This is a genomic window from Terriglobales bacterium, from assembly GCA_035561515.1.
Lineage (GTDB): Bacteria > Acidobacteriota > Terriglobia > Terriglobales > Acidobacteriaceae > DATMXP01.
The window spans coordinates 61,629-75,520 of the sequence record DATMXP010000021.1 but is presented as its reverse complement, the minus strand read 5'-3'; the positions used below and the strand labels follow the sequence as shown (position 1 = coordinate 75,520).

General features: G+C 57.7%; 12 protein-coding genes. 8 read left to right on the top strand and 4 right to left on the bottom strand.

Annotated features, from left to right (window positions below; all coding sequences use genetic code 11):
• Nucleotides 1-20 precede the first annotated feature (20 nt).
• The 3 genes from VN577_09420 (at nt 21) to VN577_09410 (ending at nt 3,726) form a co-directional block, all read left to right on the top strand.
• Nucleotides 21-2,465 (top strand): DUF3536 domain-containing protein, encoded by a 2,445-nt coding sequence (locus VN577_09420; protein ID HWR15037.1) that lies wholly within the window; start codon nt 21-23, stop codon nt 2,463-2,465.
• Nucleotides 2,466-2,547: 82 nt separating this feature from the next.
• Entirely contained in the window at nt 2,548-2,859 is a 312-nt protein-coding gene (locus VN577_09415; GenBank protein HWR15036.1) for an HU family DNA-binding protein, read from the top strand.
• Between the two features lie 315 nt (nt 2,860-3,174).
• Entirely contained in the window at nt 3,175-3,726 is a 552-nt protein-coding gene (locus VN577_09410; GenBank protein ID HWR15035.1) for a hypothetical protein, read from the top strand.
• A gap of 20 nt (nt 3,727-3,746) precedes the next feature.
• Here the strand turns inward: VN577_09410 and rsmD are convergent, their stop codons facing one another.
• Complete coding sequence (gene rsmD, locus VN577_09405; GenBank protein ID HWR15034.1) at nt 3,747-4,313, bottom strand: 16S rRNA (guanine(966)-N(2))-methyltransferase RsmD; 567 nt, start codon at nt 4,311-4,313, stop codon at nt 3,747-3,749.
• 74 nt (nt 4,314-4,387) lie between these two features.
• On the opposite strand from rsmD, the gene VN577_09400 reads away from it, so the two are divergent.
• The 4 genes from VN577_09400 (at nt 4,388) to VN577_09385 (ending at nt 8,523) form a co-directional block, all read left to right on the top strand.
• A complete protein-coding gene (locus VN577_09400) occupies nt 4,388-5,497 on the top strand; it encodes a site-2 protease family protein (protein HWR15033.1) in 1,110 nt (369 codons plus the stop codon).
• Between the two features lie 128 nt (nt 5,498-5,625).
• Nucleotides 5,626-6,207, top strand: a complete 582-nt coding sequence (pyrR, locus tag VN577_09395) for a bifunctional pyr operon transcriptional regulator/uracil phosphoribosyltransferase PyrR (protein ID HWR15032.1) — start codon at nt 5,626-5,628, stop codon at nt 6,205-6,207.
• Between the two features lie 109 nt (nt 6,208-6,316).
• Nucleotides 6,317-7,234: an aspartate carbamoyltransferase catalytic subunit gene (locus VN577_09390; protein HWR15031.1), complete on the top strand. Its 918-nt coding sequence runs from the start codon at nt 6,317-6,319 to the stop codon at nt 7,232-7,234.
• Nucleotides 7,234-8,523: a dihydroorotase gene (locus tag VN577_09385; GenBank protein ID HWR15030.1), complete on the top strand. Its 1,290-nt coding sequence runs from the start codon at nt 7,234-7,236 to the stop codon at nt 8,521-8,523. Before VN577_09390 ends, VN577_09385 begins: the two co-directional genes overlap by 1 nt.
• A gap of 24 nt (nt 8,524-8,547) precedes the next feature.
• Here VN577_09385 and VN577_09380 read toward each other — a convergent pair whose 3' ends face one another.
• Both VN577_09380 and VN577_09375 read right to left on the bottom strand, forming a co-directional pair.
• A complete protein-coding gene (locus VN577_09380; GenBank protein ID HWR15029.1) occupies nt 8,548-8,982 on the bottom strand; it encodes a MerR family transcriptional regulator in 435 nt (144 codons plus the stop codon).
• A 434-nt stretch (nt 8,983-9,416) separates the two neighbouring features.
• Nucleotides 9,417-11,888 (bottom strand): endonuclease MutS2, encoded by a 2,472-nt coding sequence (locus tag VN577_09375; GenBank protein HWR15028.1) that lies wholly within the window; start codon nt 11,886-11,888, stop codon nt 9,417-9,419.
• 139 nt (nt 11,889-12,027) lie between these two features.
• Between VN577_09375 and hemB the strand changes: the two genes are divergently transcribed.
• Nucleotides 12,028-13,065, top strand: coding sequence for a porphobilinogen synthase (gene hemB / locus VN577_09370; GenBank protein HWR15027.1), 1,038 nt, complete (start codon nt 12,028-12,030; stop codon nt 13,063-13,065).
• A gap of 7 nt (nt 13,066-13,072) precedes the next feature.
• Here hemB and VN577_09365 read toward each other — a convergent pair whose 3' ends face one another.
• Nucleotides 13,073-13,879: a DUF4184 family protein gene (locus VN577_09365; GenBank protein HWR15026.1), complete on the bottom strand. Its 807-nt coding sequence runs from the start codon at nt 13,877-13,879 to the stop codon at nt 13,073-13,075.
• Nucleotides 13,880-13,892 lie beyond the last annotated feature (13 nt).

Here is a 13,892-nt window from a genome sequence, read left to right as displayed (position 1 = left end):
CATCCTAATCAAGCGCAGACATGGAACGCTACCTGTGTATTCACTGTCATTTTTATCAGCCACCACGCGAAAATCCCTGGCTTGAGTTCGTTGAACTGCAAGAGTCGGCGTATCCGTTTCACGATTGGAATGAGCGGATTACGGCGGAGTGCTACGCAGCGAATTCAGCGTCGAGAATCCTTGACGGCTTCGGGCATATTGAGCGGATTGTCAACAACTACGAGCGCATCAGCTTCAACTTCGGGCCGACGCTGTTGTCGTGGATGGAAACGAATTCGCCCGATGTGTACGAGGCCATCCTGGAGGCCGACCGGCGGAGCAAAGAGCACTTTGGCGGGCACGGGTCGGCGATCGCGCAGGCCTACAATCACATGATCATGCCGCTGGCGAACCGCCGCGATAAAGAGACGCAGATCATCTGGGGGATTCGGGATTTTCAGCGGCGGTTTGGACGCGATCCGGAGGGGATGTGGTTGCCGGAGACGGCGGTCGACAACGAGACGCTGGAGATACTTGCGGAACACGGAATCAAGTACACGATTTTGGCTCCGTCGCAGGCACGGCAGACGCGACGCCACGGACGGCAGTGGCGAAATGTGGAAGGCGCGAAGATCGATCCGAAGCAGCCGTATTTCTGCTATCTCAACTCGGGAAAACGGATTGGTTTGTTCTTCTACGATGGGCCGATCTCGCGAGCCGTAGCATTCGAGAAGTTGTTGAGCAGTGGCGAACAGTTCGCGTCGCGACTGATGAGCGGATTCACGGAGCGGCGATACCCGCAGTTGATGCACATTGCTACGGACGGTGAAACGTATGGCCATCATCATCGCTATGGCGACATGGCGCTTGCCTATGCGCTTCACTATGTGGAATCGCATGACCTGGCAAAGATCACAAACTACGGGCAGTTTCTGGAACTGCATCCACCGACGCACGAGGCGGAGATTATTGAGAACACTGCGTGGAGTTGTGCCCACGGGGTGGAGAGGTGGAAGAGCGATTGCGGGTGTAATTCAGGCCGCGAGGGTTGGCATCAAAACTGGCGGCAGCCGTTGCGAATCGCACTTGATTGCCTGAGAGACGACATCGCGGAACCGTTTCGCCAGTGTGCGGGCAACATGGTTCACGATCCGTGGGCGGCGCGGAACGATTACATCGATCTAGTGATGGACCGCTCAGAAGAGAACGTGGATGAGTTCCTGCAACGGCACCAGAAGCGTGAACTCAATAGCCAGGAGCAGGTCGAGTTACTGAGCATGCTGGAAATGCAGCGTCACGCGATGCTCATGTACACAAGTTGCGGGTGGTTCTTCGACGAGTTGTCGGGGATCGAGACGGTGCAAGTGCTGCAATACGCGGCACGAACGCTGCAGTTGGCGGAACAGTTGTTTGGGGATCATCGGGAAGAACGATTCCTGGAGTTACTGGCGTACGCGCCGACGAATATCCCAGAGTACGAGAACGGGGCGGAGATCTACCGGCGGTTCGCCAAGCCGGCCATGGTGGACCTGCTCGGCGTGGGTGCGCATTACGCGATCAGCGCGTTGTTCCGCGGATTCGAGCAGCATAGCGCAATCTTCTCCTACGAAGTGGACCTGGTCGATTCGAGAACGCTTCAGGCGGGTCGCATGCAGTTTGCACTGGGGCGGGCAAATATCCGGTCGCGAATTACGCGTAACCAGGCGGACGTGACGTTTGGCGTGCTGCATCTGGGGGACAACAATTTGGTCGCGGGCGTGAGGGTTTATCGCGGAGCGGAGGAGTACGGCCGTTTGATCGAGGATGCTGATGAGGCATTCGCAAGGACGGACATTCCAGACAGCATCCGGGCTCTGGACCGGCACTTCGGGGCGACGGCGTATTCACTGAAGTCGCTGTTCAAGGATGAAAGACAGCGGGTGACGGCGATGCTGCTGGCGTCCGTGGTCAACGAGGCGGAAGCCATGTACCGGCAGGTGTATGACAGTCATGCATCGCTGATGCGCTTCCTGGGTGAAATCCATATGCCGTATCCGAAGGTGCTGTCGGTCACGTCGGAGTTCGTGGTGAACTCGCAATTAAAGCGGGCATTTGAGGATGTGCCACTGGACACGAGCCGGATCTCGTCGCTCTTCGATACGGCTCGGCGAGAGAACCTCAACCTGGACGTGGCCGGACTGGGGTATTCGTTGACTGGGCGGATTAATTCGCTGATGCAGGCATTTGCGGCGATGCCGGAAGATACGGATACGCTGGAGCGGATGACTTCCATCTTTGCGGTTATCCAGTCGCTTCCGTTCGAGTTGAATCTCTGGAAAGTCCAGAACCTGTATTACGGCCTGATCCAGACCCTCTATCCGCAAATGGTCGCGCGTCCGGATAAGAAGGCACGCGAATGGGTGCGCCTGTTCAGCGATTTGGGGCAGAAGCTGGGAATTTCGGAGAAGGCGTTCCAGGCGGCAAGCCCAAAGATGGTGGCGGCCTGATTTCGAAGCGAGTGCCAAAATAGCACTCTGATGCGGGTTTCCGTTCATCTTTTCTTGACACTGCTCTTGTACGAGTAGCCTAATGATGGCCGATGTCCCCTGCGAAGGAGGAAACATGAACAAGGGCCATATTGTCGAGAAGATCGCGGCCGACGCAAACGTCTCAAAGGCGCTCGCGACGTCGATGGTTGAATCGTTAATCGTGGGTGTGAGCAACGCTCTGAAGAAGGGAGAGCGTGTTACGTTGTCCGGATTCGGTACGTTTTCCGTGTATCAACGCAAGGCGCGGAATGGCCGCAATCCACAGACGGGTTCGATCATCAAGATCGCATCCCGCCGGGTCGCGAAGTTCACCCCCGGTGTTGACCTGAAGAAAGCCGTTAATAAGAAGTAGCCTTGGTACAAAGTCATACCCTGGCCCTGCTGCGGCAGGGCCTAATTCATTTTCAGCGGTTTGTACGATTAGCACTCGCCCGAGTTGCCTGCTGACATTCACTTCTACATGCGTTCGAAGCCGCAATTTTCCTCATCTAAATAGTTAAATCCCCCGGATGAGACGGGCTTGAAAGCCAGCGCGGGTAGCCAGGTTACGGGTACGCGTATCGAAAGTGACTTGCATCCGGAACCGAGCTGTTTCAGAATCGCGCTCAACAGCGCAACTGAACATTGCTGGAAGCGTTTCAGTTCCTAGTGGGGTAGGAATAAAACGATGATCCCTGAATCGCACCCCTTGCGGGAGTTCTTCCTGGAGTTGGTCTCCAGGCATTACGAGGAAACAATTGTTCTGCGCGACTCGCAGGTCAGCGGCTACGTGGCGAACATGCTGACGGACTTTTGCGAAGAGGAGCAGTTGTACAAGATCCGCGATGCCGCCGGTCGTCCACTGCGCGATGTGGGCGAGATGCTGCTGGAATCCGATCCGGTGTTCGGGCCGGCGCCATCGTTCGACCGCGAGCGGCAGGTGCGGAAACATATCGGGGACTATACGTTGTTCTTTACCGGCATGTTTCCTGAGTCGATCAACCGCTTCCGCCTGCGTCGTAACCGACTGGAAAGCTTCGTGGACTTCATCAAGGCGGGACGAGAGAGCTATTACATCGTGTCCAAGTTCGACTGCTTCGAATATGCGAAGGTGGCGCCATTGTTCAAGAAGTTGGCAGAGAACTTCGAAGAGGCGATGGTCGGGCTGAACATGGTGAAGAACGATCTTCAGGAGATGCAGCACCCGATCGTGCGGCGGACGGATGAGTTGATCATGTAGCTCAGCGGGTTTCGCCCATACTAGCTCAAGTGATAAAAGCTGAGGCCACTGTCGCCCTGGATTAAGGTGCGGTAGCGGCGGAGTGCTCCGAAGCCTTCGCCCGGATCGTACCGTTTGTCGTGCTCGGCGATCACGACGGAATCCTGCTTCAAGATCCGCGACTGCCCAAGAAATCCCAAGGTTTCTTCGTAGGCGACGGTCATTGCGTACGGCGGGTCCAGAAACACGTAGTCAAAAGCTGATGCGAGTGCGTCGAGTTGACGGAGGGAGCGTGAGGCGTCGTGTTCCACGATCTCAAAGCCATCGGTTATTCCGAGAGATTTCAGGTTGTCGCGGATGACGCGAAGCGCAACTCGATTGTTGTCGATGAAGGTTGCGGCATGAGCGCCGCGGCTTAACGCCTCGATCCCGACTGCTCCTGTACCGGCAAAAACGTCGAGCCAGAGGCTGCCTTCAAGCGTCTGCGGGGCACTGGCAGTCAGTACGTTGAACAGGGTTTCGCGGAGGCGATCACTGGTCGGGCGGGTGTTCATTCCCGGCAGCGACTTCAAGGGACGGCTGCGATATTTTCCCGCGATGATACGCACATGAACTCCGGCACGGTCTTCGGAGTGTTAAGTGTATAAAATGAAGAGCGATGGGTACCTGGATTTCCGCAATCATGCGTAGCTGGTCTGTGCCATTGGGGCGCATGGGGAATGTCCATGTACGCATTCACCTTTCCTACGGATTCCTGCTGGTGGCGGTCTGGATGATGGAAGGCCAGACACTGGGGCAGGCGGTCTTCAGTCGCGGATTCGCGTTTATTGCCCTCCTGCTGCTTTCGGTGATCTTGCATGAGGTGGCCCATGCGTTTGTTTCGCACGGGCACAGCCTTCCGCAACGGGTGCTGATTCTGATGCCCATCGGCGGCGTCACGCTGATGGAAGAGAATGCAATGCAGCTTAAGGATCCGATAGGCCGCGTGAAAGTTGCGCTGGTGGGTCCGCTGGTGCATCTGTTCCTCGCGGCGGGAGCGTATGTTTTCGCAGCAGCCGTGATGCCGCAGGCGCATGTTCTGGCCCCGCCGTTCATCACATCGGCGAACCTGGTGAGGACCTTCTTCTGGATGAACCTGTTCTTGTCGGTTTTGCACGTGATGCCGGCGTACCCAACGGATGGAGGAAGGGTGTTGCGTGCGCAATTGGCGCGGAAGATGAATCCGGTGCAGGCGACGCGAAAGGCAGTCAGCGTCGGGCAGTTGTTCTCGATCGTGCTGATGTTCGCAGGATTCTGGAACACCTGGTACATGATCGCGGGGTCGCTGCTGTTCCTTTCGGCGATGCTCGAAGAACGCTCGGTAGTGTTCCAGTCGGTACTGGAAAGTTTGCGACTGGAAGAGGTGATGTTGACCGACTTCTCGACACTTTCTCCGGCTGACACGCTCGAAGATGCACTCTCAAAAGCGGTGCACACGCTCCAGGAGGATTTCCCGGTCATTCGTGGCAGCGATATGGTCGGCGTAATCAGCCGCCAACGGATCGTGGAGGCCTTGCGGGCAGAGGGAAACGGCTACGTGCAAATGGCGATGGAGCGCGCCTTCCAGGTGGCGCAGAAGGGTGAATCGCTGGCGTCCGGGCTGCGAAAACTTGCCGGGCAGAACCTTAGCATCATTCCCATCGTGGACGACGGCAGGCTCGTTGGCATCGTGACCTTCCAGAATCTGATGAACAGCATGCGGTTGTTGGCCGAATCGCGGAAACTCAAGCGGATTTCTGAGCAGGACGCGTAAGGCATTACCATAGAGGGGCTTTTCGGCCTATTTGCTGCTGCGGCCCTGGTAAAGAGGCGATTTCGGAGATCGGACCATATCCTGAATTGTGGTCATATCCTTGCCCGCCAACGGTTGGCTTGCGTATCATGCCGGAGATGACTTCCAACCCCACGCCCAAGCCTAACCTGCGCCTGAAAGCGCAACTGATGTCCGCGTCGGAGATTGAACGAACACTGGTCCGCCTGGCGCACGAGATCATCGAGAAGAACAATGGGACTGAGAACCTGGTTCTGATCGGCATCAAACGGCGTGGCGTGCCACTAGCCCAACGGCTGGCGAAGATCATTGAGCGAATCGAAGGAAAGCCGGTTCCGGTCGGAGTGCTTGATATCACGCTGTATCGCGACGATCTAACGACGGTCGGCGTTGACCCGCAGATCAAAGAGTCGGAACTTGGCGCCGATATCCAGAACATGAATGTAGTTCTGACAGATGACGTGCTGTATACCGGCCGTACGACTCGAGCCGCCCTGGATGCGCTGTTTGATCACGGACGTCCGAAGCGGGTGCAACTACTGGTGCTGATCGATCGCGGACACCGTGAATTGCCGGTCGAAGCTGCTTTTGTTGGCCGTTATGTTCAGACCAGTGACATCGAGATTATCGAAGTGAAATTCCAGGAAATTGACAGCGCCGAGAAGGTGCTCCTGGTGGAGAAAGAAGCCTGAGACTGCGTAACGCACGCCTGGTCAGCAGTAGCGAACCCTTTTGGCTTCTATTTTCTTTTGTGAGTTTCGAACCGCAGCCGTGGCTGCGGTTTTTTGTTGAGGCGAACTGATGCTAGCCAAACCTGCCCCTGGAAGCCTGCTCGGAATCGAGTCGCTCGATCTGAAAACGATAGACCAATTGCTCAGTGCTGCTTATCGCATGCAGCGCAAACACCCTCGTCCGCTGCTCAAGGAGAAGCGAGTGGCGTTGCTGTTCTATGAGGCATCTACGCGCACGCGTGTATCTTTCGAGTACGCGGCGAAGATCCTCGGGGCAGCCACAACACTGGTTTCGGCAACGGCGTCGAGCATTGAGAAAGGCGAATCGCTGATCGACACCGGTTACACGCTGACGGCCCTTGGTGCACAGGCGATCATCATCCGTCATCCCTCGTCGGGTGCGCCTCACCTGTTGTCGCGCTACGTGGACGTGCCGGTGATCAATGCGGGCGATGGCCTTCACGAGCATCCGTCGCAGGCGCTACTGGACGCGTACACGATTCTTCGCCACAAGAAGCAGATCAAGGGGCTCCGGGTCGCCTTGATCGGGGACATCTTCCATAGCCGCGTGGCGCGGTCGAATATTCACCTGCTAACCAAGGCCGGAGCACAAGTGGTGCTGTGCGGACCTCCGGAACTCGTTCCCGATCTGGCGAAAACACTGGCGCCAGGAGTCGTTGTCACCCGCGAACTGAAAGAAGCGCTCTCGGGGGCCGATGTCGTGATAGCGCTTCGCATTCAAAAAGAGCGTCTGGCGGGATTGCAATTGAGCCTTGACGACTACATTGCGCGATATCAACTGACGGCAGAGCGAGTCCGCTGGGCCAAGAAGGATGCGATTGTCATGCATCCGGGACCGATTATCCGGGGACTGGAACTGACGGCCGACGTCGCGGACGCGGACCGCACGGTGATCGTGGAACAGGTGAAGAACGGGGTGGCGGTTCGGATGGCCATCCTTGCGCGAGCCTTGGGAGTAAAGCACTAATGGAAAAGTCTCTTTTAATACGCGGCGGTCATGTTATCGATCCGGCAACGGGCATCGACGAAGTCACGGACGTTCTCTTGCGGAACGGACACATAGCAACAATCGCCCCGGATCGAAAAGTCGCCGAGACGGCGGACGAAGTTTTCAACGCGAAAGGCCTGGTAGTGGCGCCGGGATTCATTGATTTGCACGTGCATCTGCGCGAGCCGGGACAATCGCACAAGGAGACCATCCTGACGGGTACTCAGGCCGCTGCGGCGGGTGGCTTCACGTCCGTATGCGCCATGCCAAACACCACGCCGGTGAACGACTCGGCGGAGATTACCGCATGGATGCAGGCCCCGGAACGCCGCGCCGTGGTGAACGTGTTTCCGATTGCTGCGGCAACGAAAGGCAGCAGGGGAGAAGAACTCAGCGACTACCGTGCACTTCGTAAAGCGGGCGCGGTCGCGGTCAGCGACGATGGGAAGCCGATCCTGGATGATCGCCGGATGGAAGAAGCGCTGCGGCTGGCCGCGACGGTAGGCTTCCCCGTGATCCAGCACGCGGAGGACACGCGAATAACGGCCGGCGCGAGCATGAATGCGGGGCCGGTATCGTTCCGGCTTGGACTGCGTGGCTGGCCGAACGATGCGGAGTCGAGCATCGTTGCCCGCGATATCGACCTGGCGCGGCGAACGCGAGCCCAGCTTCACGTTGCTCATATCTCGACGGCTGAGGCATTGGACGCGATTTCAAAGGTGCGGCACGCTGGCGTCCGCGTGACGTGCGAAGTGACGCCGCATCATTTCACGTTGACCGACGACAAGGTCGGTGAGTACGACACACATTACAAAATGAATCCGCCTTTGCGCAGTGCCGACGATCGCGATGCAATGATTAAGGGACTGCTCGACGGGACGATTGACTGCATCGCAACGGATCACGCCCCACATGCCCGCCACGAAAAGGAAGTGGAGTTCGATAAAGCAGCCTTCGGCATCACCGGGATGGAAACGGCGTTGGGCCTGGCGCTTACGGAACTTGTGCATAAGCGCAAGATGCCGCTGAAACGATTGGTGGAGTTGCTCTCCGCCAACCCCGCGAAGATCATTGGCCTGCGCGGGCGAGGCGCCCTAGAGCAGGGCGGACATGCCGATCTCACCATCTTTGATCCAAAAGCGAAATGGACCTTCGATGTGGCGAAATCGAAGTCAAGATCAAGGAACACGCCGTTCGACGGATGGCAGTTCACAGGACGCGTGGTCGCCACCATTGTCGGCGGCGAGATGGTGTATCGATTAGGGTAGGGTGTTTCTTGCCGAACCGAGGACTTACCCTCGCGCCTGCTTGCGTGCGTCGTGCTTTACCTTGCTCGACAGCATGGTAAGCAATTCCTGCAACTCCTGGCGGACGCGCTTCAACCCGTTCCGGTTGTCGGCTTTGGGGAAGGGCAGGGCTGATTGCGACTTCGTTGGCTTCGCTTCAAGCTTCATCTGCTGGCGTGCGCCGGGGATGGTGAAGCCTTCGTCGTACAGCAGCGTCTTGATGCGCAACGCGAGTTCCACGTCACGCCGCCGGTACATGCGCTGCCCGGTGCTGCTCTTCGTGGGCTTCAGTTGCGGGAACTCGGTTTCCCAGAAGCGAAGCACGTACGCGGGAAGCTGCAGCAGTTCGCTGACGTCACCGATGCGGAAGTAGAGCCGATCGGGGATGACGATCTCGGTGTTGCTCTTTTTCTTGCCGCCGGATTTGGTTCGCGTCGCCATGAAGAACACGTCTCCCGTAGTTTACGAAGAGGCGTATGCGATTTCTAGCACGTATCGGAGGAAGGAACAACCCTAAGGTGGATGTAAGTTGCTCGATTTTCGCGAAGTTCGAGGGCGGAAACGAAAACGGCCTTCGCGTGTCGCGAAGGCCTGACCCTCTTCCAGTTCCTCTATGGAATTGCGAGTCGATGCTCGCTCAGTTATTTCTTTTTCTTGGCGGTCTTCTTTGCAGCCTTTTTCTTTGTTGCCATGTTTGTTGCCTCCTTCGAACGTTTCTCCCTTGAAAGTTCTACCGAGGGGCCCTGAGCTGCACTATGTATCCAATTGCTTGGAGGAGCAGCTCCTATGGCACAAGATATTGCGGTGTATGCACACACCTTGTCAACAGAAATATTTGTGGATTTCTTGACGAAGACTTTTTTGCGTGCGTGTCGCTAGATTCTGAGATCGACTACGGTCGCGCCACCGCCGCCTTCGTTCTGCGGAGGTTCGGTTACATTTGCGACGTGAGGATGCTTCTGAAGGTATTGCCTAATCGCTTTGCGGAGAATTCCCATACCGCTGCCGTGAACGATGCGAATGCGCGGCATCCCCGCTAAAAATGCACGGTCGACGAACTTCTCGACTTCGCGCGTGGCGTCGTCCACGGTCTGCCCAATGACGTTGATCTCGCTCGGGGCGGAGAGATCATCGGTGTCGAGTTTGACGTTGATGCCCTTCGCGCGCGCGGCTTGCACGGGAGAGTTCGCGATACGGATGACGACCTCGGCGATGTCGGAGCGAGGCACCGTCATCTTCATGATTCCTGCTTCCACTTCGAACTTGTCGCCGTCGAGTTTGCGCCGCACCACGGCATTGCGCCCGAGCGAGCGGAGTTTGACGGTGTCTCCCTCGGAAACCTGCTGCACGATCTCAGGACGCGCATGGGGGTCGCCTTTGTCAGCGCCAGTGACGTGGGCGACGACGGTGGAGTCGAATGACTCGCGAAACTCGCGACGAAGCTTGGCGATACGTTTTTCCGCGTCTTTGGAAAGCTTTGTTGCTGCCGCGCGATCCTGTACGGCGTTGACGACCTCGCGTACGCGGTATTCGAAATCGCGCATGAGGTCGTCGACCTTCTGTTCCATTTCACGAATTTTCGCCCGCTGTTCCTTCATGCCTTCCGCTTCAAGGCGCTTGCGTTCGCGGTCAAGCTCCTGCTCGCGCTGGCGGGTGCGCGCCCGTTCGTCTTCCACTTCGCGCAGATCGCGATGCAAACGGTCGAGGAAGGTGGCGATGTCCTGAGTCTGGGTGCTAAGAAGGCCGCGCGCGGCTTCGATGATGGTGGGGTTCAACCCGAGTCGCTGTGCGATGTTGATGCCTGCGGAAGCGCCAGGTACACCGACCCGAAGCTCGTATGTCGGTTGCAGAGTGCGTTCGTCGAAACCGACCGCGGCATTCATGACGCCGGGGTTGTTGGCGCCATAGACCTTTAGCGAGGTGTGGTGCGTGGAAATGATGCTGATGGCCGCGATACGGCGAAAATGGTCGGCGATCGATACCGCGAGCGCGGAGCCTTCTTCCGGGTCGGTAGCCGAGCCAAGTTCGTCCAGCAGGACGAGCGAATCGTGAGTTGCAGTCCGCGAGATGAAGTCGATGTTGGTGACGTGCGCCGAAAAAGTGGAGAGGTTCTGTTCGATGGACTGGTAGTCGCCGATGTCAGCCAGTACGGCGTCGAAGACCGGCAACTCGCATTTATCCGCCATCACGGGAATTCCGGCCTGCGCCATCAAGGCGAGTAGTCCGACGGTCTTCAAGGAAACGGTTTTACCACCGGTGTTGGGACCGCTGATGACAAGCTGGCGGTCAGTTTTCGGGAGTTCGACTGAGATCGGTACAACGTCAATACCCTTGGGCCTCAATGTCCGTACCAGCAATGGATGACGCGCGTTGTGCAGCACGAGCGACTCGTTGGAGTCGGACGTCGTGAAGCGCGGCATGCAGCCATCGTAGTCTTCGGCAAAACGTGCCTTGGCAAACTGGAGCTCGAGCTCGGAAAGGATATCCGCAGCGCGAGAAATATCCCCAGCACTTTCGCCGATGCGGGCGGTCATTTCCAGCAGAATGCGATGGATCTCAGTTTGTTCGTCTTCCAGGAGGCGAACGAGTTCGTTGTTCTGCTCGATCGTTTCCAGAGGCTCAACAAAAACGGTTCGCCCGCTGGAACTCATGCCATGAACGACGCCTTGTACGCGCTTCTGCTGCTCCACCTTAACTGGGATGACGAAGCGCTCCCCTCGAATCGTGACGAGTTCTTCCTGCAGCGTGTCGCCTTCGGCGAGACGCCGCAGGTAAGACTGCAGCGAACTCTGGATATGCCGGCGCTGCTTCTCGATCTCACGGCGAATGTGCGACAGGGCAGAGGATGCGTTGTCTTCGAGAGAGCCATCCGGGCGGATCTTGTTCCGGAAACCGCGCAGCAAGCCGATGAAGTCGCCCAGTCCGCGCGACAGCTCAGCCACTGATGGCCAAGGCGAGCCGGTGCCTTCGGCGTGCGCGGGCGCACGCATGGTGGAAGGCGGGTTTCGAGTAATTGCTGTCCACTCGTCAGCGCGATCGGCGATAACAAGGATGTCACGGAGGTCATTTGGCTCCAGAGCAACTCCGGCGATCCGGGCCTTTTCAAGGAGTCGTGAGACATCGAGCAGTCCGCCAAACTCGAAGCGCGCTCCGGACTTCAGGTACTGGCGGATCTCGGTAGTGAGCCGATGCTGACGCTCAATCCAGTCGCGATTCGCTGTAGGCTCCAGGGCGACGACGCGGCTCTGGCCGAGTGGTGACGTGGCGTATCCGCGAAGGAGGTCACGAAGGTGATCGAACTCAAGCACGCGGGCCGATGCGTGCGCTATGGGCGAAGGCTGTTCCACTTTTCCATTATCTCAGGAGAGAGTGCGTTTGCACGTTTTTCGGACGCTGTAAATCCGTCAGTGATGCCGGTCACACATGTTGTGAAACCCGCAATTTACGCGGTTCCGGAGTGTGTAGCAGGTGTAAAATCGAGACGTTATGAACTTCCCTGTAACCCGCCTACGCCGCCTTCGTCGTAACGAAGCCATGCGCAATTTTGTGCGCGAAACCCGCCTGACTCCGGATTCATTTGTATATCCGCTGTTCGTGTGTCCCGGAGAGGGTGTCCGCAAGGAAGTGCGCTCCATGCCCGGTGTGTTCAACCTTTCGGTGGACGAAGCCGTGAAGGAAGCGCGGGTGGTGAAGTCGCTCGGCATCCCGTCGGTGATCCTGTTCGGCCTGCCGGAGTCGAAGGACGAGCAGGCGACTGGCGCTTGGGCCGATGACGGGATTGTTCAGCGTGCGGCACGGGCGATCAAGTCGGAAGTGCCTGACCTGCTCCTGATGGGCGACGTTTGCCTTTGCGAATACATGTCGCACGGACACTGCGGGATAGTGCGTAAAGCCAATTCCCCGCGTTCACTGGGCGCGGCATCGACGACCCACGCTTCGCCTGCAGCCGTGGACGAGTACGAGATCGTTAACGACGAGACGCTCGATATCCTCGCGAATACGGCCGTTTCGCAGGCGCGTGCAGGCATGGACATCATTGCACCGTCGGACATGATGGATGGCCGCATTGAAGCCATTCGCGATGCCCTGGACGAAAACGGGTTCGAGAACATTCCGATCCTTTCCTACGCAGCGAAGTACGCCTCCGGTTTTTATGGCCCATTCCGCGAAGCTGCTGATTCCGCACCGCAGTTTGGAGATCGGCGTTCCTACCAGATGGATCCAGCGAACGCCCGGGAGGCAATGCGCGAGATCGAACTCGACCTGGACGAAGGCGCGGATATGATCATGGTGAAGCCGGCGCTCGCGTACCTCGACATCATCAGCATGGCACGCGACCGGTTCGACGTTCCGATTGCTGCTTACCAGGTATCCGGCGAGTACGCGATGATTGAAGCTGCCGCCCGTAACAACTGGATCGACCGCGATCGCGTCATGATGGAATCGCTGCTTTCGATCCGCCGGGCAGGAGCGAGCATCATCCTGACTTACTTTGCCAAGGACGCGGCGAAGATTCTCGCCTGATTCGCGACTATCTCACGCTTGAGACAGAAGCCTCCGGAGCCATCGCTTCGGGGGCTTTTCTCATGCGGATGTGCCACCAGGTTGCATATACAGCCACTGAAACGATGCCGCCGGCCATACCCCCGATGACAGTCCGAATGATGAAGACTTCCTTCCAGATATGCGGCTGACGGAGGGCGAAGTGACATCCGGAAATAATTCCAATCGCCGCAACCAGCAGTATGCCCCACGCAAACGTCCGGATTTTTGTGGCAGTGCTCAGGGGAGGAACGGTGGTCTCGGAGGTGGGAGGGGTTTTGCGCGTCCAGCGCAGATACGCTGAAACCAGCAGCAGCAGTCCGATTACGCTGCTGAAGTGTTGCAGTAACGAGAATAGAGGCTGATATGGCCAGAACGGTGAAACCAGCCGTAACGCCGGCCAGTGTGCGACAAAGATTCCGTTCAGGTGCGTCAGGCCATCCCAGAGGATATGCGTGACCGCCCCCAGCAGGACGCAAATCGCAATCAGGAGGAAGCGCCACACAGGAAAAAAGCGGAACGTGGCCTGGGCGGGGATTCGCGAGCGGAGACTATTTGGTGCAAGTGCCAACAACGGCAGCTTCAGGTAGCGATGAAACAGCCATAGCGTCGCCATACCGACTGGAATACAGAAAATGAACAAGCCCGGAATGGTGTGGCCGATTCGGCTTACGTCGCTGAGCAGGACAAAGTATGGAAAGTCGGGGGCCATGCTTCCGACGACGAGAGCAGACAGGGGCAAACGCTTACGGGGCAACGGCAAGACGGCAGCGGCATGTGAGATGGTGAACGGCAAAAATTTCCTGTGA